This window comes from Pedobacter suwonensis (genome assembly GCF_900111825.1).
Lineage (GTDB): Bacteria > Bacteroidota > Bacteroidia > Sphingobacteriales > Sphingobacteriaceae > Pedobacter > Pedobacter suwonensis.
This window is the reverse complement of record NZ_FOJM01000006.1, coordinates 39,094-65,326: the sequence shown is the minus strand read 5'-3', so window position 1 is coordinate 65,326 and position 26,233 is coordinate 39,094. Positions and strand designations below refer to the sequence as shown.

General features: G+C 40.5%; 24 protein-coding genes. 9 read left to right on the top strand and 15 right to left on the bottom strand.

The genetic code is table 11. The features are described from left to right. Window positions 1-6: 6 nt before the first annotated feature. The 6 genes from BM107_RS09085 to BM107_RS09055 all read right to left on the bottom strand — a co-directional run bounded on the left by BM107_RS09085 (window position 7) and on the right by BM107_RS09055 (window position 5,922). On the bottom strand, window positions 7-2,109 hold the full coding sequence (locus BM107_RS09085; RefSeq protein ID WP_090982484.1) for a penicillin-binding protein: 2,103 nt from the start codon (window positions 2,107-2,109) through the stop codon (window positions 7-9). Next, complete coding sequence (locus BM107_RS09080; RefSeq protein ID WP_090982481.1) at window positions 2,099-2,521, bottom strand: FtsL-like putative cell division protein; 423 nt, start codon at window positions 2,519-2,521, stop codon at window positions 2,099-2,101. Before BM107_RS09080 ends, BM107_RS09085 begins: the two co-directional genes overlap by 11 nt. Continuing rightward, entirely contained in the window at window positions 2,518-3,423 is a 906-nt protein-coding gene (gene rsmH, locus BM107_RS09075; RefSeq protein WP_090982479.1) for a 16S rRNA (cytosine(1402)-N(4))-methyltransferase RsmH, read from the bottom strand. Before rsmH ends, BM107_RS09080 begins: the two co-directional genes overlap by 4 nt. Continuing rightward, window positions 3,413-3,880, bottom strand: a complete 468-nt coding sequence (mraZ, locus tag BM107_RS09070) for a division/cell wall cluster transcriptional repressor MraZ (protein WP_090982477.1) — start codon at window positions 3,878-3,880, stop codon at window positions 3,413-3,415. The genes rsmH and mraZ overlap by 11 nt, the downstream gene beginning before the upstream one ends. A 404-nt stretch (window positions 3,881-4,284) precedes the next feature. Next, window positions 4,285-5,478 (bottom strand): phosphoglycerate kinase, encoded by a 1,194-nt coding sequence (locus tag BM107_RS09060; protein ID WP_090982473.1) that lies wholly within the window; start codon window positions 5,476-5,478, stop codon window positions 4,285-4,287. 6 nt (window positions 5,479-5,484) lie between these two features. Continuing rightward, window positions 5,485-5,922 carry a GNAT family N-acetyltransferase gene (locus BM107_RS09055; RefSeq protein ID WP_090982472.1) on the bottom strand — a complete coding sequence of 146 codons (438 nt, stop codon included), beginning with the start codon at window positions 5,920-5,922 and terminating at the stop codon, window positions 5,485-5,487. Between the two features lie 366 nt (window positions 5,923-6,288). Here BM107_RS09055 and BM107_RS09050 point away from each other — a divergent pair, with 366 nt between their 5' ends. Further along, window positions 6,289-6,678, top strand: coding sequence for a DoxX family protein (locus tag BM107_RS09050; protein ID WP_090982469.1), 390 nt, complete (start codon window positions 6,289-6,291; stop codon window positions 6,676-6,678). 1 nt (window position 6,679) lies between these two features. Here the strand turns inward: BM107_RS09050 and gap are convergent, their stop codons facing one another. Further along, window positions 6,680-7,675: a type I glyceraldehyde-3-phosphate dehydrogenase gene (gap, locus tag BM107_RS09045; protein WP_208864367.1), complete on the bottom strand. Its 996-nt coding sequence runs from the start codon at window positions 7,673-7,675 to the stop codon at window positions 6,680-6,682. A 179-nt stretch (window positions 7,676-7,854) separates the two neighbouring features. On the opposite strand from gap, the gene pepE reads away from it, so the two are divergent. Further along, window positions 7,855-8,550 carry a dipeptidase PepE gene (gene pepE / locus BM107_RS09040; protein WP_090982465.1) on the top strand — a complete coding sequence of 232 codons (696 nt, stop codon included), beginning with the start codon at window positions 7,855-7,857 and terminating at the stop codon, window positions 8,548-8,550. A 126-nt stretch (window positions 8,551-8,676) separates the two neighbouring features. On the opposite strand, the gene BM107_RS09035 is transcribed toward pepE, so the two are convergent. Next, complete coding sequence (locus BM107_RS09035) at window positions 8,677-9,948, bottom strand: MFS transporter (RefSeq protein WP_090982463.1); 1,272 nt, start codon at window positions 9,946-9,948, stop codon at window positions 8,677-8,679. 452 nt (window positions 9,949-10,400) lie between these two features. Here BM107_RS09035 and BM107_RS24930 point away from each other — a divergent pair, with 452 nt between their 5' ends. The 4 genes from BM107_RS24930 (at window position 10,401) to BM107_RS09020 (ending at window position 14,924) form a co-directional block, all read left to right on the top strand. Continuing rightward, window positions 10,401-10,673: a hypothetical protein gene (locus BM107_RS24930; protein ID WP_208864366.1), complete on the top strand. Its 273-nt coding sequence runs from the start codon at window positions 10,401-10,403 to the stop codon at window positions 10,671-10,673. Between the two features lie 41 nt (window positions 10,674-10,714). Next, complete coding sequence (locus BM107_RS24925) at window positions 10,715-11,155, top strand: hypothetical protein (RefSeq protein WP_208864365.1); 441 nt, start codon at window positions 10,715-10,717, stop codon at window positions 11,153-11,155. 603 nt (window positions 11,156-11,758) lie between these two features. Further along, the gene (locus tag BM107_RS09025) at window positions 11,759-12,355 is read left to right on the top strand and encodes a GIN domain-containing protein (protein ID WP_090982461.1); all 597 of its coding nucleotides are present in this window, start codon (window positions 11,759-11,761) and stop codon (window positions 12,353-12,355) included. A 295-nt stretch (window positions 12,356-12,650) separates the two neighbouring features. Further along, window positions 12,651-14,924, top strand: a complete 2,274-nt coding sequence (locus BM107_RS09020) for a GH92 family glycosyl hydrolase (protein ID WP_090982459.1) — start codon at window positions 12,651-12,653, stop codon at window positions 14,922-14,924. Window positions 14,925-15,016: 92 nt separating this feature from the next. Here BM107_RS09020 and BM107_RS09015 read toward each other — a convergent pair whose 3' ends face one another. Continuing rightward, window positions 15,017-15,307 carry a hypothetical protein gene (locus BM107_RS09015; protein ID WP_090982457.1) on the bottom strand — a complete coding sequence of 97 codons (291 nt, stop codon included), beginning with the start codon at window positions 15,305-15,307 and terminating at the stop codon, window positions 15,017-15,019. A 275-nt stretch (window positions 15,308-15,582) separates the two neighbouring features. Here BM107_RS09015 and BM107_RS09010 point away from each other — a divergent pair, with 275 nt between their 5' ends. The 3 genes from BM107_RS09010 (at window position 15,583) to BM107_RS09000 (ending at window position 17,889) form a co-directional block, all read left to right on the top strand. Beyond that, the gene (locus tag BM107_RS09010) at window positions 15,583-16,092 is read left to right on the top strand and encodes a PRC-barrel domain-containing protein (protein ID WP_090982455.1); all 510 of its coding nucleotides are present in this window, start codon (window positions 15,583-15,585) and stop codon (window positions 16,090-16,092) included. Between the two features lie 287 nt (window positions 16,093-16,379). Then, window positions 16,380-17,195, top strand: a complete 816-nt coding sequence (locus tag BM107_RS09005; protein ID WP_090982452.1) for an MOSC domain-containing protein — start codon at window positions 16,380-16,382, stop codon at window positions 17,193-17,195. Between the two features lie 250 nt (window positions 17,196-17,445). After that, on the top strand, window positions 17,446-17,889 hold the full coding sequence (locus BM107_RS09000) for a GNAT family N-acetyltransferase (RefSeq protein WP_090982450.1): 444 nt from the start codon (window positions 17,446-17,448) through the stop codon (window positions 17,887-17,889). Between the two features lie 227 nt (window positions 17,890-18,116). Here BM107_RS09000 and BM107_RS08995 read toward each other — a convergent pair whose 3' ends face one another. The 6 genes from BM107_RS08995 to BM107_RS08970 all read right to left on the bottom strand — a co-directional run bounded on the left by BM107_RS08995 (window position 18,117) and on the right by BM107_RS08970 (window position 26,226). After that, a complete protein-coding gene (locus tag BM107_RS08995; protein WP_090982448.1) occupies window positions 18,117-19,967 on the bottom strand; it encodes a glycoside hydrolase family 2 protein in 1,851 nt (616 codons plus the stop codon). A gap of 236 nt (window positions 19,968-20,203) precedes the next feature. Beyond that, window positions 20,204-21,283, bottom strand: a complete 1,080-nt coding sequence (locus BM107_RS08990; protein ID WP_090982446.1) for a glycoside hydrolase 5 family protein — start codon at window positions 21,281-21,283, stop codon at window positions 20,204-20,206. Window positions 21,284-21,310: 27 nt separating this feature from the next. Continuing rightward, window positions 21,311-22,336: a glycoside hydrolase family 43 protein gene (locus BM107_RS08985; protein WP_090982444.1), complete on the bottom strand. Its 1,026-nt coding sequence runs from the start codon at window positions 22,334-22,336 to the stop codon at window positions 21,311-21,313. 85 nt (window positions 22,337-22,421) lie between these two features. Next, window positions 22,422-23,387 carry a glycoside hydrolase family 43 protein gene (locus BM107_RS08980; RefSeq protein WP_090982442.1) on the bottom strand — a complete coding sequence of 322 codons (966 nt, stop codon included), beginning with the start codon at window positions 23,385-23,387 and terminating at the stop codon, window positions 22,422-22,424. A gap of 220 nt (window positions 23,388-23,607) precedes the next feature. Beyond that, window positions 23,608-24,309: a DUF3823 domain-containing protein gene (locus BM107_RS08975; protein WP_090982440.1), complete on the bottom strand. Its 702-nt coding sequence runs from the start codon at window positions 24,307-24,309 to the stop codon at window positions 23,608-23,610. A 12-nt stretch (window positions 24,310-24,321) separates the two neighbouring features. Beyond that, window positions 24,322-26,226, bottom strand: coding sequence for a RagB/SusD family nutrient uptake outer membrane protein (locus BM107_RS08970; protein WP_090982860.1), 1,905 nt, complete (start codon window positions 26,224-26,226; stop codon window positions 24,322-24,324). Window positions 26,227-26,233 lie beyond the last annotated feature (7 nt).

Genomic DNA, 26,233 nt, shown 5'->3' with positions numbered 1-26,233 from the left:
TCCACCTTAATTTAACTCTATCTGTACACCTAATCCTCTACCCACTTTTGTACCGGCAGCTATCGACTGACTAATCACTTTGCCGGCACCAAAAACCTTTGTTTTTAAACCTGCATTACCTAAAAGGTACAAGGCATCTTTCAGCCCCATCCCTGTTACGTTTGGCATTACACCTTTACGCTCGCTGTTTTCCTGAAAAATTGTTCCTGCACTGGTATCTATAATGTTGTAATACTCAGATTTTGAAGCAAAAAGTGGTTTAAATCCGAAAGCTTTATATACCTTCTGCGTTGCTTTGCTTTGTCCGGCCTTTGTTGGCGGCGTCCCGGTATTGCCAACCAAACGGGTAGGTACATCATTGTACATCTGCATGTCGCTGGCATAAATACGATCGGCAATTTCCCTGAAAACGGGACCTGATACCAATGCGCCATAATAAGCACCTTTTGGATCATTAATTACCACGATCATTGAATATTTTGGCTTATTTGCAGGAAAATAACCTACAAAAGAGGCTTGATACTGTTTATTCGCTCTATATCCTTTATTGGCATCAGCCACCTGTGCGGTACCGGTTTTACCAGCAATCGGATATAACGGATTGTAAACAATCTGCTTTCCGCTGCCCTCAGTTACCACCCCTTCAAGCATTTTTTTAATCTTGCTCAGTGTAACATCAGAACAAATTTTTTCATTGATCACCCTGGCTTTAAACTGCTCAATCGGGTTTCCCAACCTTCTGATCTCTTTTACAAAAATCGGCTGAAGCATCTTACCATTATTGGCCACCGCATTATAAAGCGATAACATTTTCAATGGTGTCAACTGCATTTCATATCCATATGCCATTTGCGGCAAGGTCATATTCTTGTTCCAACTTTTATTGGTAACCGGATTTTTTACTGCGGGCCTGGCTTCACCCGGAATCTGCAAACCCATTTTTTCATGCAAGCGCCAGTCATACAAATGATCTGTAAACTTTTTCGGATTTGCACCATATTTACTGTTAATCAGGTAGGCAATCGCCGCATTGGATGATTGTTCAAAAGCTTTCTTAACGGTTACCACACCGATGCTTCCGTGAGAATCTTTAATGGTATGCCCCGGGATTTTATAGGTACCCGTTCCAACCATGGTATTGGTATCAACCAGTTCATCCTCCAGCAAAGCCATGTAAGAAGCGAGTTTAAAAGTAGAACCCGGATCCTGGTTACCGGCGATGGCGTAATTAAATTTCTCTTTGTAAACACCTTCTTCTACTTTGGAGAAATTAGCCACTGCTCGGATTTCGCCCGTTGCCACTTCCATTACAATTACTGCACCATGATCGGCCTTTGATTTAATCAACTGTTTCTCTAAGGCACTTTGTGCCATATCCTGCATATTCACATCAATGGTCGAGATAATGTCAGCACCATCCTTTGGCGCAACCTCTGCTTCTTCATTCACCGGGATATAAACACCTCCGGCAATGCGCTGCATCAATCTTTTTCCGGTTTCACCGTTAATATATTCTTTATAAGCACCTTCCAAACCTACACCATTGGCTACATTTTCGTTTTTATAACCAATGGTACGGGCAGCTAGCGCCTGAAAAGGAAGAATCCGTTTATTCTGTTGCACGGCAATTAAGCCACCACTAAATTTACCGATGTTATAAAGCGGAAAAGTCCTGATCGTTTTTAGATCGGCATAACCTACTTTACGGTGAATCAATAAATAACGTGCACTGTCCTGACGGCCCTTACGCAGGTAACGCGCATATTCTTTTGCAGTTTTATCCTGAAAAATCTGCGATAATTTATAACCCAGCGAATCTACTTTCTCATTGAATACTTTATCATCAGCAATACCGCCGGCGAACATATCCATACGCAGTTCATATTCCGGCACCGAAGTAGCCAGCAAACTGCCGTCATTGGAGTAAATGTTGCCACGGGTAGCTTCTACATTTACATAACGGGTAGAAAGACTATCCGCCATAGCTTTCCATTTTTTTCCCTGTACAAACTGCACCTGACCCAGGCGTAAAAACACCGCAAAAGCAAAAAGCACAATTAAGCCAAATGCCAGATATACACGAAGCAAGATGTTTGCTCTAATATTCATCGCTTTTAACAATTATTTTTTTTGGTGGTTCAATCAGTTCTTTTATACCAAGGGTATCTACCTTTTTAGCAACCTCTGTTAATTTACTTTTGAACATCAGGTCGGCCTTAAGGGATTTATACTCCCATCTTAATTCTTTTACTTCTTTATTTAATTTATCAATACGGCGAACATTGTTTACCGCAAAATGGCTATTGGCGATATAAATCATCCCCAAAAAAGCCAGAAAACACAAATAAGGCAAAGCATCTGTTGCCGCCTCTTTACTTACCAATCCATCATTAAAAAGCTTGCTGATGAAAGAGTTGCTATCCATTTTTTCTTCAGCAGTTTTCGGCTTTTTGGGCACTGCTTTTAACTCCGGTTCAGGCCCAGCTTCCTCTTCCTCTATCTCCTCTCTAAACCTGTTCATATTTTTTCTGCAATTCTAAGTTTAGCACTACGGGCACGATTATTTTGCGCAATCTCCTCATCAGTGGCCACAATCGCTTTACGTGTAATTACATTAAATGGCTTTTGCTGATTTCCAAAGAAATCCTTTTCTACTTCTCCCTGAAATTTCCCTTTTGCCATAAAGTTTTTTACCGGCCTGTCTTCTAACGAATGATAAGACATCACCACCAAATGACCGCCCGGCTTTAACACATCGGCCGCCTGTTGTAAAAAATCTTCCAGCACCTGAATTTCTGCATTCACCTCTATCCTAAGTGCCTGAAAAACCTGCGCCAGATATTTATTTTCTTTTCCCTTAGGGATATAAGCCGATATAGCCGATTTCAGACTATTGATATCGGTAAAAGACTGTTCTAAACGCGCAGTAACAATAGCACGCGCTAAAGATTTTGCATTTTTTACCTCACCATAAATCCCAAATATTTTATGAAGCTTGTCTTCAGGATAGGTGTTTAAAATTTCAGCCGCCGTTAAATCACGGTGCTGATCCATCCGCATATCCAAATCAGCATTGTGACGGATGGAAAAACCACGTTCAGGCACATCAAACTGATGAGAAGAAACCCCTAGATCAGCCAGTATACCATCAACCTGCCTAAAACCTTTTAAACGGAGGTTATTTTTCAAAAAACCGAAATTCTGGTCGATAAAAATAAAACGATCGTCTGCCGGAATATTAGCCTGCGCATCCGGATCCTGATCAAAAGCAATCAGCCTACCCTTCGGACCAAGATGTTTCAAAATCTCTTTCGAATGACCACCACCACCAAAGGTCACATCAACATAAACCCCGTCAGGCCTGATATTCAGGCCATCAATACAAGGCTTTAACATCACAGGTACATGGTAATTATTCTCCATCAGCTCCTCCTTTCTTATCACCCATTACCTTTTGGGCAAGACTGGCAAAATTAGCCGGCACATCATCAAAAATATCTTCGTAAGATTTTTTATCCCAAACTTCAATACGATCTAACTGACAAGCCAGCACCAGATCACTACCGATACCCGCATAATCAACCAGCGATTTTGGCAAAAGTACCCGGCCGGCAGCATCAAGCGAAAGCTCGGTTGCTCCACGCGTAAAGGCCCTTACAAAGGCCCGGTTTTCCTGATCGTAAATATTAAGCTTAGAAAGATCGGCAACAACAGCATCCCAAACTTTCCTTGGATAGATAACCAGGTTTTTTTCGAAACCACGGTTGATGATCAACCCTTCCTTCTCAGATTCAGGCAATTGTTTCTTAAGCGCAGCAGGAACCATAAGGCGTCCCTTTGCGTCAAGTTTACAATCAAATTCTCCTAAAAGTTGGGTCATAGTGGTATCTACACTTTTTATCTAGTGTAAAAGTAAATAGTTCTACCACTTTTTACCACTTTTTACCACAAAAAAGTTTTCCACATCTTTTTTGTTACATTAATGGCTAGCAAATATAGCTACAGCAAACCCACCCGTACAATTAAAAACATATTAATAACTGATAATAAGCAGGTTAAAAACAAATTAAATAAAAGTGTCACGTTCGCCCACTTTTTACACCTAAAACGAAATAGCACTAAAAATGAGCGTCTTAATAACTTATTGATAGCAAAAATCAACCAGATTTCAACGCCGAATTTACATGGTGCACCATACATTAAATACGAATTGCATTTTCAGCCGTTTAAACAAAAAGGCCTTGCAAAGATTATCTGCAAGGCCTTTTATAAGGTTGTTATCTCTTATTCGTTAATGGCTTTGACACCTGGCAATTCCTTACCTTCCATATACTCAAGTAAGGCACCACCACCGGTAGAAACATAACTCACTTCATCTTCCATTCCGAATTTGGCAATCGCCGCAGCTGAATCGCCACCGCCGATTAATGAAAATGCACCATTATCTTTAGTTGCAGCTACTACCGCATCGGCAACAGCTTTGGTACCTACCTGAAAGCTTTCCATTTCGAAAACACCCATCGGGCCATTCCACAATAATGTTTTGGAGTTTTTAATTACATCCTGGAACAGTTCAGCCGTTTTAGGACCGATATCTAAGCCCATCCAGTCAGCCGGAATATGACCTGCCGCAACATCTTGTTTACCAGCATCGTTGGCAAATTTATCTGCAATTACGGTATCAACCGGCAAAATCAGGTTTACTCCTTTTGCTTTCGCTTTTTCGATCAGTTCTAAAGAAAGTTCCTGCTTATCAGCCTCTAACAATGAGGTACCGATTTCGCCACCTTGTGCCTTGGCAAAAGTATAAGCCATACCGCCACCAATAATCAGGTTATCAACTTTCTCCAGTAATTTCTCGATCAAAAGAATTTTATCAGATACTTTAGCACCACCCATAATGGCTGTGAAAGGCCTTTCTGCATGATTTAAAATTTTCTCTGCATTTTCTACTTCAGAAGCCATTAAATAACCAAAGTACTTTGCATTTGGGAAGAACCGGGCAATAATTGAGGTTGAAGCATGTGCACGGTGTGCAGTACCAAAGGCATCGTTAACATAAACATCACCCAATTTTGATAATTTCTCTGCAAAGGCTACATCACCTTTTTCTTCTTCTTTGTAAAAACGAAGGTTTTCCAATAATAAAACTTCGCCCGATTTTAAATCAGCTGCCTGTTTTACCGCGCTTTCGCCAATACAATCGTCGGCAAACTTAACGTCAACACCAATAAGCGCAGATAAATCAGATAAGATATGTTTTAAAGAATATTTATCGGTAGGGCCGTCTTTCGGGCGACCTAAGTGAGACATCAAAATAACCGCACCGCCATCTTTTAAAATCTTGCTTATGGTAGGTAATGCAGCCCTGATCCTTTTATCATCGGTAATTTTAAATTCATCATCCAAAGGCACGTTAAAATCTACCCTGATTAATGCTTTTTTATCTTTAAAGTCAAACTGGTCAATGGTGTTCATGATTAATTATTTTTGATTTAAGTTTAATTTCATTTCGTAATGGAAACCGATGCCCGGGATATCGAATTCCGGCGAATCAGTAGTGAAGCCGATTTTTTTATAAAAAGCTGCTGCGGTTGAGCGGGCATTGCACCATAAATAATCGGTTTTGTATTCTTTTAAATATTCGATAGCAAAAGTAACCAGTGCTGCACCGTATCCCTTACCAACTTCATCCGGATGCGTGGCCATCCCACGTAACTGATAACCTTCACCTTCTCCGGGGAAAAAATCATTGCGCATAAATGTGGCAATAGATTTTATTTCTCCATCTTTAAAAAAACCCAGGTGAAAGGTGTCGTAGGCCAGGTCCCCTTCAAAAACACAGGCTTCTAATGGTTTGCCGTTGCGTAAAACCAGGCTCCTTAAAGGCAGAACTTCTTCAGGAAGAATGAATTTGACCATATTTATTTTATGATTAGTCTGTACCCAAAGAAATCGCCATTGAATACACCGCAAACGTTTGCAAAGTTAATAAAGCAATTGAAACACGCTAATAATAATGCCAGAAAGTGCTAAAATTTTGATATAAAACCCATCTAATCAACCGCCTTAGCTGAAGCGAACATAAAATGCACATCGTGCAAAACAGACATCCTATTTACTTGTTTGATTAATAGGGTCAGGGCTGAACGAGTAATTTTCGCTTTTGGATAGCTTAAAACCAGCTTTTGATTAAAGCAAAAATCTATCTAAGGGCATTTACAAAAACAGTTTCTCTAATATACCAGTTCAGGTCAAAGCAAATTGAATTATCATTTGATGTAAACAATGAAAGAAGAAAACATAAAAACAGCAGCCAGGGTATTAATGGGCGCGGGTTTAATAACCGCCGGGATTGGGCATTTAACTTTTGCCCGTAAACCTTTCCAGGCACAGGTGCCAGATTGGGTACCTTTAAAGAAAGACGATACCGTTGTGTACTCAGGTTTTGTTGAAATTGCCCTGGGCACTGCTTTGGTATTAGCGCCCAAAAAACATCAGGCATTAATTGGCAAAATTGCCGCTGGCCTGTTTGTTAGCGTTTTTCCAGGAAATATAGCTCAATATACCCACAAACGCAGCGCATTCGGGCTTAATACAGATAGCAAACGCTTTTTACGCTTATTTTTTCAGCCAGTGCTGGTTTATTGGGCATTAAAATCAACACAAAAACCCTAAATTATTTTGTATTAAGGATATTGATTTTTTTCACGACATCGATCAAACGACTGCTATAACCGTACTCATTATCGTACCAGCCCACCACTTTAACCAGGTCGCCAACAATCGAAGTCAACAGCGAATCGAATATGCAGGAATGGGGATTATCAATAATATCAATGGAAACAATCGGATCTGCAGTGTACTGAATAAGGCCTTTCAATTCATTTTCGGCAGCATATTTAAAAGCTGAGTTAATTTCTTCGATGGTGGTTTTCTTCTTTAACAAACAGGTAAAATCGGTTAACGATCCATTTAATACCGGAACCCTGATTCCCGCGCCACCTAAACGGCCATCCAATTCGGGAAAAATATGGGTGATGGCTTTTGCTGCCCCCGTGGTAGTGGGGATAATAGAAGATGAAGCTGCTCTTGCCCTGCGCAAGTCTTTGTGGTTGGCATCATGCAGATTCTGATCTCCCGTCATAGAATGGATGGTTGTAATATAACCTTCCTCCACGCCCCAGTTGTCGTTCAGAATTTTAATCATTGGGGCAATGTTGTTGGTTGTACAGCTTGCGTTTGATAATATCGTGCTGGTCAGATCAAGATGATCGTCGTTTACGCCTAACACCACCATTGGAATATCTTCTGCAGCCGGGGCAGAAATCAAGACCTGTTTGGCACCTGAGGATAGATGTTTTTCAGCTGATGTCCGCGTCAGGTTCCTGCCCGTACAATCAATAACCAAATCAACACGCAGTGCCGACCATGGCAGTTCATCAGCTGCTTCAATGGCAAAAACGGGAATGGAAAGGTCATTAATCACCAATGCATCGGTTTTAGCCGAAACGTTACCCTTAAAAACACCGTGAACACTGTCATACTTAAACAAATGTGCCATTGTTCTGGCATCTGCAAGATCGTTAATGGCTACTACATCAAAGCCTTCGGCCAATGCCAGGCGTAAAAATGTTCTTCCTATTCTACCAAAACCATTTATTGCCAGCCTCATGATTATAAAAATTAGAGCGCAAAATTAGTATTAATTTGCCATTATGAAAGTAGCGATGCCAGAAGATGTAGATGCGATGATAAAAATGCAATGAGATGCTACAAGGGCAATTTAGCCATCAGATCAAAAGATATTATTTCAACCAAAAAACCTATAATTGCTTTATAAAGCAAAACAACATGAACGTTATCCTCGCTTCTACCTCTACCCTATATGGCGGTAATTACCTGGAATACCTGAAAGATGAGCTGATTAGCCTCTTTGCCGGATTAGATGAAATTATATTTATTCCTTTTGCAAGGCCGGGAGGCATTTCGCATGAAGAATATACAAACACCGCGCGCGGTTTTTTCTCCAGGTTAAATATCAGCGTTAAGGGGCTGCATGAATTTGATGATCCTGTTAGTGCAATCCACACAGCGAAAGGTTTTTTTACAGGTGGGGGAAATACCTTTCTGCTGGTAAAAACATTGCATGACCTGGGACTAATGGCTCATTTAAGCGAAAACATCAAATCGGGCAAACCTTATTTAGGTTGTAGTGCCGGCAGTAACATTGGCGGCCTTAATATGAAAACAACCAACGATATGCCTATTGTATATCCTTCTTCTTTTGAATGTATGGGCCTGGTACCTTTTAATATCAACCCCCATTACCTTGACCCTATTCCGGAATTAAAGCATAACGGAGAAACCAGGGAAACGAGGATTATGGAATTTTTAACGCAAAACAACATTCGGGTAATAGGCCTACGCGAGGGCAGTTGGATCAGGATATCAGGCGATAAAATCACTACTGAAGGCAGTGAAAACACCAGGATTTTTGAAGGAGGAAAAGCGCCGTATGAATACCAGCCAGGTAGTTCGTTATTGTAATTTATCAGATAGCGATACAGCTATTGAAAATTAAAATTCAAATAGCTACAAGTTTATGATCTACCAAACATCATAAACTTGTAGCCGGTATTATCTACGAAAGATAATCTGTAAGGCGGTAATTGGTTATGCTACCACAGTACTTGTTTTTTTCCGTGAGCGAAGATAGATCACCAATCCGCCAAAAGCAACAATTAATATAATGGGTATAATCAAGGTGGCTCGTAAAATTTCGGGACCTGCAAGATTTTTGGCATTGGCCAGCGCCAGTGCATATTCAGAATTTTCCGGTGCTTTTAGGTAAGCATCAAATGAAGCACCTGCAGGCAGATGTTTAACAATCAGGCTATCGTAAAAACTCCCCATGAACATGGTGTAAATAGAAACGGCAAACATCCCGGCCCCTCCCATCAAGTTTAAGCCGAGTGCGCCTGATTTAGGAACATTTTCAGCAACAAAACCGATCATGGTTGGCCAGAAATAACAAACACCTATTCCAAAAACGATTGCCGCGAAGAAAACTGAATTTCCGGTAAAGGTACTTAACATGTAAAGCCCTGCTGCCGCAAATATGGCAGATAGAAGCAGTACGCCCTGAGGCGCAAGACGGTGCACCACAGGCTCCGCAAAACCCCGCCCAATTACCATGATTCCGGTTGTTAGCGTCAGCAACAAAATGGCATTGTCGGTTACGTTCTTCAACAGTAAACCTATCCATTGACCAGTAAATAACTCTGTAATGGCAGTACCAAACATGCAGATGAACATGAAGATAAACAGTGGAGAAAGTACTGCTTTATACATATCTGAACTGGAATAACCAGACGATACCCTTTCGGTAACCGGAAAATCCAGCTTCGAAAAGAGGTACCCATAAATTAAGGTAGGGATAATCATCATGGCTACCTGCACTTTCCAACCTAATCCAAGCTGAACAAATAGCGTAACCAACAATGTGCCGATTACAATCCCACCAGGAAACCATAAGTGAAAGTGATTTAATTTAGTTGTTTTATTTTCCGGATATAAAGCGGCAACCAATGGGTTACAAGCAGCCTCAACAGTACCATTGGCAATGCCGATGAGCAAGGTAGATAAAAAGAGGCTCCAATAGCCCTGAGCAAAAATAGTCAGGATAATACCGGCCAGGTGAAAAACAAAGGCCATAACCAGTAAACGTTTCATCCCGATTATATCCACTACAAATCCTCCAACTACAATAGCCAGTGGAAACCCCCAGAAGGCAGCAGCCGTAATCGTACCCAATTCGGCGGTACTTAATTGAAAATCTATCCCCAGCTGGTTCATGATCCCGGCGCGGATACCAAAGGAAAGCGAGGTGACGAGTAATGCCAGGCAACTTGCCCAGAATAATTTTGTGGTTTTAATGTTAAGCATAAGCTCAGATTTAGTTTATAATTGGTTTTTAATTTCAGAAGAAAGAAAGATTTTAGGAATGACGAAAGTCTTCTCTGCTTAGAGGAAGATATATTGTACATTCAATAGGAATCCGGTCAGGTAAATACGCTAAACCTCCAGCTAAAACCCTAGGGTAGGAAATATGCCGGGTTTTAAACCAGCCTGCTAATTTAATGAGTTGGCGCTCCTCCATTTTCATTGGAATATTTGGTTTTATAACACGCAAAAAGCAGTGTTATAGATAGATGATGATCGTTAAACGCCATAATAATAAACAATTGAATCGATTAATGCAACGGCTGATGATAAACTTTATTCGTTTGCAGGTAACCTATGGTCAATGAGTATGAAGTATTACAGATTGATAAATTTGATTTTCTCCCTGTTAATCTATAAATTGAGGCAGAATCTTATCCACACTACAATAACCTATGAAAAGCTATCTTTTTATTACTCTTTTAGCCATTTCTTTTGCTGTTCAGGCACAATCTAATACAGCAAATTATAAATATATCATTGTTCCAGAGAAATTCAGTTTTTTAAAGCAAGTTAATCAATATGGATTAAACACCCTCACCAAAGCACTTTTTGAGGAAAAAGGTTTTACAGTATATTTTGATAATACCGAAATATCACAGGAAATAGCGGCCGACAGGTGCAAAGCCCTTACTGTTGACCTGCAGGAAAAAACAGCATGTTTGTAACCAACCTTACCCTCCTACTTAAAGATTGTAAAGGTGCCGTAGTGATAAAAAGCAAGGAAGGCAAAAGCAGAGAGAAAGAATATAACACTTCTTATAATTTAGCGTTGCGAGATGCTTTTACAACCTTTAACGATTTTAGTTACTCGGCCGATCAACCAACAATGCTAACCAGCAACTTGCCAGTAACAGCAAACACAAACATAGAGACAAAAACCGCACCTGTACATATTGATCAGCCTACGGCCACCAAGCCGGAACAAAAAGAAGCGCTATTATATGCTCAAGCCATTAGCAACGGCTACCAACTTATCGATGCGACACCCAAAATTGTAATGACCTTACTAAAAACCTCTGTGGAGGATTGTTATATTTCAAATAACGGCAATGCAAACGGCATCGTTATCAAAAAGAATGGAAATTGGTTTTTTGAATACTACAAAAACAATGTTCTTGTTTCGGAAAAATTATCGATTAAATTTTAATAGTTACATCAAGAGGTGGCCTGTAAAATTTATTGCATTCAACAGGAAGATTATCATAATCAGATGAATTTATCACTGCATCATAAATATAGATTGCTATTTTGAACAATCATTTTTTGTATATCCATATCAGTTTCGCGACTTATTGCCTATAGCACATGGCACGGCCTTGCCACAGCTCGCCGCCGGTCGGCTCCTTATTTTGACGTATAAAGAGTCCTTTATTAATAAAAGGTGCTGACAACGATTAACTAACGGAAATCTAAAAACGCTATTCCTATCTGTAAAATAAATCCAACAGCAATGGGATCAGGCATGCCGAATTGTTATGGTTGGAAGACCATTGAAAATAGTTCCCATAAAATTCGAGTTCAAGGTTAACGTGTTAGCATCAAGCTGGAAATGTACGTCAATACAGCCTTGTCAACTGAACGATTGAATAATTAAAATACAAACACTTTTTTGCCCGATTTTTAAACCCGTTCGTCGAGAATTAAGGTACGTTGGTATAATTGAGGATTTTCTGCTGCAACGTTTTGTACGCCACGACGTCTTATCTACAAAACAACAACAAATATTAATAAAAATATAAACAACAGCATTATGAAAACCTCTATCAAAACCCTAACAAAATCAGTATTAACAGCTATCGCTTTAACTTCTGCAATTTTCTCAACAAGTGTAATGGCACACGAAAAACAGCCAATCAAAATTTCAACGCCTAAAGATATCCAACAAGTTATTGTAAGCGGAAATGTAGAAATTACGCTGGTTCAAGGTGAAAAAGAAAGCGTAAGCTATAACGAAGATAACACCGGTAAAGTAAAAGTGATCCAGGATGGACATGCCTTAAAAATCAGTTCAGCCGATGGAAATGTGGCTAAAATTACCGTTTCTGTAAAAAACATTTTCAGAGTACAGGCATCTGATAACGCGGTGGTAAAAACTTCAGGTAAATTAAATTCAAAATATCTTCAATTATTCTTAAACGGAGATGCTGTTGCAGCGATCGACTCTAATACCGAAGGTCTATATACAGTAATTGAGGATCGTGCGGATCTAAAATTAAGTGGTGCTACTCAGGAGCATATCCTGGTAATGGGCAGCACACCAAAACTTAATTTAGACAGATTTGCTGCATTGAAAACACAAATGAGCTCACCAGTAGGTGCAACTCAAACTGCATCATTAGCCAAATAAATAATAAAATTTAAATAAAACGGGAGCGGTGAATTTATTCATCGCTCTTTTTGTTTATACAGCGCCGGCCAAGCCTAACCATTTAGCTGACGGAAAGATATACCCGCTAAAATAAAAGGATTCCCTTCTGTATTTTTTTTGATAAACTAGCCCTTTACATTAGATTTGATAAATCGTTTTACTAATTTGGCATCTTAAAAAGATATACATGATTAATGATACGGATGGTTCCACATCAATGCTGATATCGCTTTTTGAAAAGTTTCTTTTTGTTCCATCTAATTAAAGTCCTGACATGAAAAAATATACACATCCGGTATTAAGTGCAATATTCACCCTGATCGCCTGCATCAGTTTCGTGCATGCACAAACTAAAAAGCAACCGGTAGACTATGTTAACCCATATATTGGCAACATCAGCCATTTACTTGTGCCCACATACCCTACCGTTCATTTACCCAACAGTTTGTTAAGGGTTTATCCGGAGCGTGATAATTTCACCAGTAATACGATACAAGGTCTGCCAGTTGTGGTTACCAGTCACCGGGGCAGCTCGGCTTTTAATTTAAGTCCTTTTCAGGGCGACCTCAAAAAGGCGGGTCATGTTATTTCTTATGGCTACGACAATGAGGTGATTAAGCCCTATTACTATCAGGTAGATCTTGATGATCATGGGATTAATGTACAATTTGCCCCATCTCATCAATCAGGGATATATGCACTCCATTTTTCGCAAACAAATGTTCCGCCTTACCTGATTTTAAACACCAAAAACGGCGAATTAAAAGTAAACCAAAATGTGGTAAGTGGGTTTCAGAAACTGGACAATAATACCAGGGTTTACCTCTATTTTGAAACTGATTTAAAACCTGTTGAATCGGGTACGCACAGTGGAGATAACCTAAATTCAAGCCAACAGTCAACTTCCGGCCGGGATGCTTATCTTATTTTAAAATTTCCTGCGCAAACCCGGCAGATTAAGGCACGTTATGGTATATCATTTATTAGCGTAGAACAGGCAAAGCAAAATCTACGTCGCGAAATTAAGGATTACAACCTGGACCAGGTGGCGCAGACGGGCAGAAATATCTGGAATGCCACGCTTGGAAAAATCCAGGTAACGGGTACAGATGAAACCGCCAAAACGATCTTTTATACCTCCCTTTACCGCACCTACGAAAGGATGATCAGCTTATCTGAAGATGGAAAATATTTTAGCGCCTTCGATGGAAAAGTGCACAACGATAATGGTGTGCCATTTTTTACTGACGACTGGATTTGGGATACCTACCGCGCAACACATCCGCTTCGCGTAATTATTGAGCCGAAAATGGAAGGCGACATGATTAATTCTTATCTGCGAATGGCCCAACAGATGAACGACCACTGGATGCCGACTTTTCCGGAAGTAACCGGTGATAGCCGGAGAATGAACAGCAACCATGGCGTGGCTACTATAATTGATGCTTATAACAAGGGTTTGAGAAGTTTTAATCTTGAAGAAGCCTACCAGTATTGTAAAGCAGCAATTACTGAAAAGACCCTTGCCCCATGGTCATCAAAAAAAGCAGGTGTTTTAGATCAGTTTTTTAAAGATAAGGGCTATTTTCCCGCTTTACCTGAGGGCGAGAAAGAAACCGCAGCAGAAGTTCATGGATTTGAAAAACGCCAACCTATTGCGGTAACCTTGGGTACCGTTTATGATGAATGGTGCCTGGGCAATATCGCACAGCAGTTAGGTAAAACCGAAGAGGCAAAACATTTTTTAGATAAAAGTACCAGCTACCACACCGTTTTTAATCCTGAAACCAGGTTTTTTCACCCTAAGGATGCAGAAGGTAGATTTATTAAACCGCTGGATTACCGTTTTTCAGGCGGACTTGGTGCCAGAGAAACTTATGATGAAAATAATGGCTGGCTCTACCGTTGGGATGTGCTGCACAATATCGGCGATCTGGTGAATATGATGGGTGGTAAACAGACTTTTGTTGATGAACTGGAAAAAATGTATAATACCCCGCTTGGAAAAAGCAGGTTTGATTTTTATTCGCAGTTACCCGACCATACCGGCAATGTTGGTCAATTTTCTATGGGTAATGAACCCGCTATGCATATTCCTTACCTGTATAATTATGCCGGACAGCCCTGGAGAACACAAAAACGGGTGAGGAGTTTATTAACCCAGTGGTTTCGCAATGATTTAATGGGGATTCCTGGTGATGAGGATGGTGGTGGCCTTACATCTTTTGTCGTATTTTCGCAGATGGGCTTTTACCCGATAACCCCAGGCTTGCCTATGTACGTGATTGGCAGCCCAACTTTTGCCAATGTTAAACTGGACCTTGGAAACAACAAAAAATTTGAGCTGAACTGTATCAACTATTCCCCAGAAAATAAATACATTCAATCTGCTAAACTGAATGGTATGGTATGGAATAAATCGTGGTTTACCCATGATGATTTAATGAAAGGGGGCAAATTAGAGCTGGTAATGGGCAAACACCCAAATAAGCTTTGGGCAGCGGATGAAAGTTCACTTCCACCTTCATTTAAAATGCCTGCGAAATAAAAAGACCGGGCGGCTTCAGGCAAATAATATCATTTTAAGTACACCTCTAAAGCTAACCCAATGTCCGTTGCCATTAGGTTAGCTCATCTAGGTTATACCGCTAAAAAACGCTGAACCAGCGTTTCCCACTCCTGATCCAGTGATAGTACAGGCAATTTCTCTCCAGCTTTAGCATACCAGTAATTCGCATTCCAGGTATCCCCTTCTTTGCGATGCAGGTATGCATGGATACGCGCAGAGGCCAAATCGCCTAACTGATCAACCTGATCATGGGCCTTATGCCAATCTCCCTTTGCATCGTACCAAAGTGCCCGCAGCTGGACTGACAGGTGGGCATCCGGACTGTCTTTTTCTAATAACTTTTTAAATTCAGTTATATTCATTAGCTTCTGATTCTATTTTAATATTATACAAAATAAACGTAAAACCTTACAATAGCTGACTGTTTTTTCCAATTAATATCTAACGGATTTCCACATCTGGCCATACTAACATAAAAAACTAGGCAACAAACACTTATAAACAAGTTCGACTTTGTGATACCTGGTTCGTTTCCCTTTTTTACAAACTACCTGATAAGTTTTAAAAAACCATCTGCTGGTTAAACCTGTTGTAAAAATGGGCACTTTATGAATAGCCCCCTTAAACAAAATCAATTATGGATTCAGGAACTATTGTATACAGTAATTTAGAGGAACTTTCAAAAAGTAATTATCAATTAAGCGATGGCGAGGCCGACATTAAAGGATGGCCGGTAAGAAATGAAGCCGGTGATTCGGTTGGGAAGGTCCGGGATCTCCTGTTTGACCCCGCACAAAATGCAATTCGATATATCATTGTGGAACTTGTTGACATGGGCGAAGATTTGGAGGAAAAAGCGATATTGATCCCTATTGGCCTTGCAAATTTAGGTGAAGATAAAAAAGAGGTTATTTTACCTGATATCCACCATGATCAGTTTAGGGCAATGCCAAGATATATCATAGGTGAGGTTACCCCTCAAATGGAGAATGAGATCCGCAGTGTGATAGGCAGTCCCGCGGCACTGCGACTGGAAGATGAAATTGTGGAGATAGACCGGGCAAACTTTTATCGTCACCACCATTTTGACCGTAATAGTTTTCCCGATCAAAATACCCGTAATCAGGATGCTGACCCATTAATTTAATGAACAATAGATTGGAATTACGGTAAAAGCATTTCCAATAGACTTAATAGCAGAACAAACGGAGCTTTCGATCAGGAAGCTCCGTTTTATTTAGCTGGAGCTGGCCCGCCTAATCAGATACAAAATCCGAAATCTATTGTATAGACAAAAAGTGATTACAAGATTTTTAAGTTTAATAGTTTGGGCATTTGTAATAAATATGTTGGTTCATATCCGTTGTCTCGTTCATGAGGTAATTCAATTCTGGCAAACAGCTAAATCCGGATTGTGTTTTTTATCTTTAAGGCATGAATCAATTTTTCCTTTCCGAAATTAACATTTATCCTATAAAATCGCTGGGAGGCCTAAGTTTACAGGAAGCCAAGCTTGAAGAAAAAGGCTTACAATACGACAGAAGATGGATGTTGGTTGATGAGAAAGGGATGTTTATTACCCAAAGGAAACATGCAGAACTGGCCCTTTTACAAGTGAACATCTGTAATGGTAAATTAATCGTTTCCCATAAGACATTGCCTGGTTTAAGTACATCCTTTTCCATGGATGAAGATACCGGAGAGCAGATTTCAGTTGAGATTTGGAACGATATGGTTAATGCGATTGAAGTAAATAAAATAGTAAGTGATTGGTTTTCTGATTTCCTAAAGTTTAAGGTTAGATTGGTAAAGATGCCATTAACTGAAAAGCGACTGGTTGATCGGGATTATGCCCAAAATAATGAAGTGGTGAGTTTTGCTGATGGTTATCCTTGCCTCCTCATCGGTCAATCTTCGCTTAATGAACTGAATGGAAAACTACCAGAACCCGTTCTGATGGACCGTTTTCGGCCAAATTTTGTTTTCACCGGAGGTGAGGCTCATGTTGAGGATAGTTTTAAGGACTTTTTTATTGGTGAGGTTTTATTTTCGGCTGTAAAACCATGCTCAAGGTGCATACTCATTACAATCGACCAACAAACGGGTTTTAAGGGCCAGGAACCTTTAAAAACACTGGCCAGCTACCGCAAGATAGGGAACAAAATCATGTTCGGACAAAATTTACTGCATCAGCAAACGGGGACCATCTGTGTGGGTGATGAAATTAAGGTGGTGAGCTGGAATAAGTAAAACGGAAGATTAAAATGGAAGATGTAAAATGGATAATGGAGTTGATGCCATGACAAAAATTCCTGACTAACTTAACCGTAAAAAACTTAAGGCTTTTACTATGCCATATTTTTCGATCGACTTAATCACATCAATCTGCTAAGGTTCTGATAAAAACCAAACGACCTTATCATCGAAAGCAAACTTTTCAGTAAATTTTACGTTTAGAAACTACTTTCCAAAGTATTGGAGATTAAATGATTCACATGGAATGAAAGAAGCAAAAATTTTAGCTGCCAGTGGAAAAGATTATGCAAAACTGATTGCGGTTTGGGAAAGCTCGGTAAGGGCCACACACCATTTTCTTTCTGAAAAAGACATTATCACCTACCGTTCGTTGATTTTAAATGAATATTTTGATCAGGTACAGTTATATGCTATCGAGGTTGAGGAAAAGTTGATGGGTTTTATAGGCATTAATGGTGAATCGATCCAAATGCTTTTTATCCACCCTGATGTAAGAGGAAAAGGATTTGGCAAAAGACTGATTGATTTTGCGATAAAAGCACATCATGTTTATATGGTAGATGTAAATGAGCAGAATGAACAAGCAGTAGGTTTTTATAAAAAACTTGGTTTCAAAACCTTTGAGCGGAGTGAGGTGGACGGAGCTGGAAAACCTTTCCCCATACTTTCTATGGCTTTAAAGGCGTAAAAAGCAACATATCCATAATCAGGGGAAACCTAGTGATTAGCCGATGAGTCAGCATAACTCAAAAATCGTCATTGCGAGAAGGCTTTTTTAGCTGACGAAGCAATCTTACGGCTAGAATCACTAGCATGAGAGATTGCTTTGTCGTTCCTCCGCGCAATGACGACCGAATTAGTGGACGCTGCCAATGTAACGAAAGGCAGGTCAGTCGAGATGATAATTTTATAAATTTATTTCTGCACCGTTACGTTAATTTGGTATAGTTTATCGTGCAAAGCTTTCATCTGTGCTTCTGAAAATTTAATATCTTTTCTATCATAGGTCATCAATCCATTGGTTTCTACTTCAACATCTGTAGTTTGGGTATACACACCCGCAGAAAGCCCCAGCGGAATTAATTCTTGCAAACGTTTCATGAACTGGCCGTATTTGTTAAACAAATCTGTTTTATTTTTAAAACTCTGATAACCCCAGTTATTCTTTTGTTGCCATACGTGGCCATCAACAGGCAGGCCTAGTCCACCAAACTCACCCAATACCAAGGCATAATCTTTTCCAAAGTAATCAGGACTCGGCATAGCCGGATGCGGATAATTGTGCAGATCGATAATATCGCCTACCGGATGAAAGTTACCGCCGCTGGCCGTATTTACCAACCTTGAAGGATCCTTTTCTTTGGTCCATCTGGCAATTTCTACGGTTTTAAACTGGCCCCATGCCTCATTAAAAGGTGTCCATACCACAATTGACGGCACATTGTAAAGGGCTTCAATAATGGCATTCCATTCTTTTCTGTAATAAGCTTCTGATTCGGCAGTTCTGTTTTGATCCGAGCCATGATCTAAAACACCTGGACGGTTTTCCCAGCCGTTACCCAAATCGCCGCTTGGCATATCCTGCCAAACCAACATACCCGCTTTATCGCAATAGTAATACCAACGGGCCGGTTCTACCTTAATGTGCTTTCTGATCATATTAAAACCCATTTCTTTGGTTTTATCTATATCGAATTTCAAGGCAGCATCGGTTGGCGCGGTATACAATCCATCAGGCCACCAACCCTGATCAAGCGGACCATACTGAAAAACAAATTCATTGTTTAACAACATGCGCTGAATACCGTTCTGATCTTTGCCCATTGAACTTTTACGCATGGCAAAATAACTTTTCACCTCATCTACCTTTTTATTTTTGGCCATCAGCTCTACCTTTAAATCGTATAAGAAGGGACTTTTTGGACTCCATAACTTTGGATTGGCTATTTTTAAAATGATTGCGCCCGTACCGTCGGCAACCTCCTCAGCTACTTTGGTTGCACCATCCCAGGCCGAAACCTTAATCTGATCTGCCCCTGAACCATTTATAGCTGGAGTAACTGAAACCGTTTGCTGGTCGATATCGGGTGTGATTTTAAGGTGACCGATATGTGATTTATTAACTGCTTCGATCCACACCGTTTGCCAGATGCCGGTTACCGGTGTATACCAGATTCCCTCCGGTTTTTTCACCTGTTTTCCCCTTGGCTGAGGACCATCGTCAGTTGGATCCCAAACTTCTACAGTTAAGGTCTGTTTACCGCTTTTATTCAAAAATGGTGTAATATTAAAGCTGAAAGGATCAAAACCACCTTCATGTTTACCTACTTCTTTGCCATTGATGCTTACAGTGCTTCTCCAGTCAACCGCTCCAAAATGAAGTAGAATTTCTTTTCCTTTCATATTCGCCGGAAGCGTGAATACCGTTTTATACCATAAGAGGCTGTCTTTACCAACCGTTTTGCCCACACCGGAAAGTGCAGATTCTACCGCAAACGGAACTAAAATTTTCCCCTGGTTAATGGCCGGGCGCTGCGATTTTTCGGAAATGGCATAATCCCAGAGGCCATTTAGGTTTTTCCAGTTACCCATACGCTCCAGCTGAGGGCGTGGATATTCTGGCAATACATTTTTTGGGTTAACTTCCTGTGCCCATGGCGATGAGATTTTTCCTTTTACCATCGACCATGACTTGTCTTGCTGCTGTGCAGAAAGGGATAGCGACAGCCCCAGCAGCGATAAAATAAGCGATACTTTTTTATTCATTTGTTTACAATTTGTGTATTTAAATCTAGTTTGGCAATACTTGTGAAAGATCCCCGGAGTTACCGTCATTTCGAGCGAAGTGCAACGCAGTCGAGAAATCTTTTTAGATAAATCTCTCCTGACTGCGCTTCAGTAGAGGACGACTATTCAATTGAAGTCGACAAATGATAACCTGTAGAAAAATAGATATCTTTATTTTAACTAAGGTCTTCGACTCCGCTCAGACTGACACGCATTTATTTGTTATTCAGTTTTTTAATCAGGTTAACTTCATCCTGGCGGTAAGGGGTACCATCAGGCTGAAAGATTTCATGAAACCATTCAATCGGTTCAGATCCATCAGCAAGCGGTGTATCCCAGGCATATTTGGTATTGGTTTTACCCGCAGCAAAACCCCAGTTTATTGCACCAACATTTTCTTCTTTTAACATCGGCAAAATGTTAGCGAAACGGCTGTTTCGCGTCCTTGCCATATATTCGGTACAAATTAATGGCCTACCGCTGGCTTTTAACAGATCAATGGTTCTTTGGTGCCATTCCGGTGCCTCGTAGTTATGGTAAGTTACAATATCTGAATTTGCCAGCTGTATCTCGTTAAGCTTTTCAAAACCCCAGCTCCACAATCCGATGGAAATGGGCTGATCAGGATTGACAGCTCTTGCCCAGCCGATGGTTTTAGTTAGCAAAGGGATGGAAGCCTCCAGCTTTCCACTATTACCAGGTTCATTATATAAATCCCAGAGCAAAATCCTTTTATCGTGGGCAAAATGGCTTAGCACATCCTTAACATATTTTTCAAGTTCAGGAAAATTGGCCTCTTCTTTAAAAGCCGGATCGCCGGGATCCTGTAACCAACCTGAATTATGGATGCCTGTTTTTGGTGCAGGCTGTTTGCCAATAGCCGAAGTTTTATTCCAGCAATCATCAAAAAAAACAAACATCGGTTTAATACCATGTTTCTGAGTGATGGTTAAAAACTGATCCATTCTCTTTTTAAAACCCGCCGGATCCTGGCTCCAGGCTTTGCTGAACAAGAAAACACGTAAGGTATTAAAGCCGATGCCTTCAGCCCATCCCAGTTCCTTATCAATCAGTTCGGGCGAAAAGGTATCAGCCTGCCACATTTCTAACTGGTTAATGGCATTGGAAGGAATATAGTTTGCACCTGTTAACCACTGATGTTCTTTGTACCAGGCATTGGCCTTTTCTACAGGCCAGACTTTTGCAGCTTCGGTGCTTTTTTTTGTTTTTTGTGCAAAGCCAGTGCTGATGATCAGGCTTAATACGGCAAATAGCGCATAGTTTTTTAAATTCATATCGGTATTATCTGATTAGTTTTTGTTTTAGTTTGATGGCGATGCTAAGCGCGCTCCTGCTTTTACCGGCGTGCCAAAATTTGGTGTTCCGTCGCTATTCCAGTAGAACTTTTGGGCCCGGGGTGAACGGAAACCTCCGCAACCCTGGCCCGGTTTATCATTGGCGTGATATAGGATCCAATCTTCTTTGCCATCAGGCGATTTAAAAAATGAATTATGTCCTGGTGCATAAACGCCATCTTTTGGCGACTGCTGAAAAACAGGTTTAGTAAATTTTGTCCACGAAGCAGGATCAAGCAGGTTACTTTTTGCAGAAGCAGATAACATGCCTAGTGCATAAAAATCGGTCCAGCAACCACTGGCCGAATAAATGATAAAAACTTTGCCTCCATGTACCAAAAACTGCGGACCTTCGTTAACATCAACATGTTCTCCTCCACCTAAATCACCGTTTTTTTCCCAGTCGAATTTTGGAGTAGAAATTTTTACGCGTTGCCCGTCTACCGTCCAGGGGTTTTTAAGCCTGGCAATGAAAATCTCCTGTTTACCATTTTTATCTCCCTCCCATCCCGACCAAATCATATACAACTGGCCTTTAAAATCAATCACATCGCCGTCAATGGCCCATTTATCGGTGGGGTCGCTAATTTTTCCTTTGAATATCCATTCTCCTTTCATCGGATCGGCCGAAGCATTCTCTAACACGTACATGCGGTGGTTTTCGTTTCTTCCATCATCCGCAGCAAAATAGGCATACCATTTTCCTCTTAAAAACATCACTTCAGGCGCCCAGATTTCTTTACTGTACATGGTTTCGGCCGGTGCTTTCCAAATGGTTTTACGCTCTGCGTCCTTTAAACCGGCTAAGGTTTTGGTTTTCCAAAGATCTATCCTGTTACCAGTGGTATGGGTGTAATAGTAATAACCATCTTTATAATAACTATAAGGATCAGCGCCAGATGGAAGCAATGGATTGGTAAATGTTTGTGCATTTAATCCGCCAATCACTAAAAGGCATAATGCAAACCATAATTTTATTTTTAATTTATTCATTTTCAAAACTTAAAGCCTGTCTTTTTCAGGCTGCTGCATTTTCGTAATCTTTTAAAATTATTTTTTTTCTAATATTTATACTAAATCAATTGATCCCTTCTATTAAAAATCGAAAACTTCCGTGATCGATCTGCAGATGGTAACCACCATTTTTATCGCTTACAAAAACAGCTTTGATAATAGCTGTAGCCCTTGGCGATACTTTTTGATTGTTATGGTGCGTATGGAATACATACTGTAAGACTCCATTTTTATCGGTAAAGAAATCGCCATGCCCGGTACCATTTATTTTCAGTAATTTTTTACTGATGACCGGATTGCCTGCATATTTTACCCATGGTCCTTTGGGTGAGTTCGAAGTGGCATAACCCACAGCATAATCAGGATTCCGGAAATCGTTTACCGAATAAAAGAGATAATAAACGTTGTTCTTTTTAAGAACTGTTGGTCCTTCGGTTACCGGCCAATCTGTTTTAGCCGTATTTTCCCAGGGTTCAGTTCCTGTCAAACAGGGCTGTGTTGTTTCCGGGATGATATCCGAAAAGTCAGCCTTCAGTTCGGTTACGAAAATCCGGTTGCCACGATCAAGTTTAACGTGATAGAGGTAATTTTTCCCATCTGTATCGGTAAATACAAATGGGTCGATCTGCTTCCCTGTGCCTGAGATGGCTTTTAATGTTTCCTGTTTGAACGGGCCTAATGGGCTTTTGCTCAAAGCAACAGCAATCTGCTCATCAGCAGTATAAGCCATGTAATAAGTATTTTTCCTTTTAAAAACCTGCGGGGCCCAAAAACCTTTGTTGCCAAAGACATCGCCCTTTTTTAAAGCAAAACCATCATTTCCTGCCTTTCTTTTCCAGGTTTTGAGATCTTTTGAAACATAAACCAAAAATCCCTGGTCACTGCTGGTACCATACAAATAATAGTTGCCTTTATCTACGAAAATGGTTGGATCAGCAAGGTATAGGGTATCATTTAGCGTTTTTGCAACTATTTTTTCGCTAATGAAACATAGTGAAAAACAGAAAAAAAGGGCGTAAATGTATTTCATTGGCAATGATTTTAAAAAAGATAGTTAATGACAATAATTAATTAAAAAATCATATCATTCTAAGGTATCGTCATTGCGAGAAGGCTTTTTCAGCCGACGAAGCAATCTTTATAGCAAGGATTACCAGCATGAAAGATTGCTTCGTCGTTCCTCCTCGCAATGACGACCACTCTATTAGAATCTGTTAATAGCAACAGAATATGAAGGTTCTATCCTGCCTTTAAAAACTTATTTTGCTTACCGGGGTAAAAATCAAATCGTCAACCCCAGAAATTTTAACGCCTATCCTCGCAAAGACATAATTTTGAGTTGGCGTAATGCCTGGAATCGTTACACTCATGTTCAGGTTATTAAGATCGGCAATGGCTGCACCACTAATCTGCTGGGCAGCAATGTTATTGCTACCATCTACAAACTGTGTTTTGTTAATGTAAAGCGAAACATTTTCAATGTCCTTAGCATCGGCATTGGTAATGATTTTTTCGAGCTTACAAAAAGCATTTACTTTGCCTGCCGCAGCGGTGAGGGTAGCCCCGCGGATCATGTAGTAAGGCATTACCTCAATATCCATGGTTTTATTGCCGTTAATGTTTACCGCAATGGTATCCTGTTTACCAGCAGCATTTTTTTTCCATAAAAAAGGCCCCTGATTAGGTGAAAAAACAAGTTTATAATCTCCGTTAAATAATTTGGCAGAATAGGTTCCCTCCTGGCTCACATTAACATTCAGCGCCGAATAATTTCCAAAACCCGACTGCCAGAGTTCGAAATTCACCTGACCATACTGAACACTAATCGGTTCACCTTTATACACGATCCGTCCGGTAAAATCGGCTTCAGGTGCATCATAATTATCTTTTTTACACGAAGCAAAAAGTACGGCAATAAGTGCCCCCATCATGAAATAAAATCTAATTTTCATATCTATATCTGCTTATTGGTTAGGGTTTCTTACAATTTTCGGGTTTCCGTTAAGCACATCCTGCCCGATAGAAGAGTAATAATTACCGATACGGAACCGGTGTGCAGCGGTTACGCGGCTTGGTTTGATTACTTTAAAAATATATTTTAAATGGTTGGCATTGCCAGGATTATAATACTTGTAGGGCCACAAGCCAAATACCTGCGTACTGGTGCGTGTCGCGCTACCTATATTTGTAGCATTAATAAAATCGGTTGCCGACATGTTACTGCCATTCCAAACTTTATCAGCCAGTCTCCAGCGTTTCATGTCCCAAAGTTCATGTCCTTCAAAAGCAAGCTCTACTTTACGCTCGTGTACAATACGGTCGAAAGTGATTTGTGCCGGTGTTAAAGCTGTAGTTAAACCAGCACGGTCTCTTACCTGTTTCATGTAGTTTGCAGCTGTAGTCGGATCGCCTAGTTCAAAAGAGGCTTCGGCTGCATTTAACAATACCTCCGCATAACGGTAGCGGATCCACCAAACATCACTACGGGTACCAATCTGTCCTGACCCTGTTGCCGGATCCAGATACTTGCGGACATAAAAACCAGATTGTGCACTGAATTCCAATCCATCAACAGGGCCATCTCTTCCTACTACCTGTACAGATGCCGGATTATCTGGCAATACCTCACTTTTGCTCTGCCCGAAATTATCTCCGGTAATGATTGTTCCATTAGCCAATTGATAACCCGCCCAGATATCAACCGTTTTGCCTTTAAATTGTGTTCCCGGAAGAATTACCGTTCCAGCCAAACGTGCATCACGGCCTGCAAAAATATCGGTAATACTGCTATAGTATACCGGATTACCATTTCCATCAACCGAAGCCATGGATGCATAGGTATTATCCAGTTTTTCGAATGACTGTACCAGATTTAAGGATGGGTTTAAACGCCCGCCCTGCGCTTCTTCAGCTGAAGAACGTGGTTGATTATCAATGGTAAAACCATGAACCTTATTGGTTTTTAACTTAAAATCTTTCGCAAAAATTACTTCAGGATTGCTGCCTTTATCCGTAAATAGCGCGGCAAAATTTTCAGACAAATTAGGGTTCTTTTTGTACAATGAATATTTACCACCATCTATAATCTCTTTGGCCGCAGCTAAAGCTTTGGTAAAATAATTGTTGGCCAGGCTTGATGATATGCCCACCTCTCCGCCAGGTAAAGTTAACTGCGAGTTGCTGTATTTGGCAATTGAACCCGCATATAATGCTGCTCTAGACTCCATGGCTAATGCAGCGGCTTTTGTAGCCCTGCTCTGCACGGTCGCATCATCAGGCAGTATATTTTTAACGGCTTCCAATTCGGCAATCACAAAATCATAAATTTCGGTTTCTTTTGCCCTTGGAAACTGAAGATAGCTTGGGTCGCCACTATAATCATAATCCAGAACAGTTGTGATTAACGGCACACCTCCCATTCTTTTTACCATTTCGAAATATACTCCAGCCCTGATAAAACGTGCTTCGGCCAGGAAACGGTCACGGTCTTCTGCTTTTAATGCGGTAGATTCCTGTCCACGTTTAATAAACATATTCAAGTCGCGGATATAACCATAAGTGCCCATATCCCAATACCTCCAGGCATCATAACCGTACTCTAAATTCTGATGGCGAAAATAATCGCCACTAGCCGAAGCAAAACCCTCGTCAAAATCGGTGAAAGTCCACCAGGCTTCAATGGTCTGGTAATCCGGATACCGATCGTAAAGATCGCCAACAACAGTTAGCACCAGGTTTGGGTCTTTCCATACCGCATCAATAGGTAGCGTACTGGTAGGTTGTTTATCTAAAAATGCTGAATCTTTTTTACACGACTGCGCAAAACTTAAAAAGGCAATGGCAGCAAATGCATATATAATTTTTTTCATCTGATTA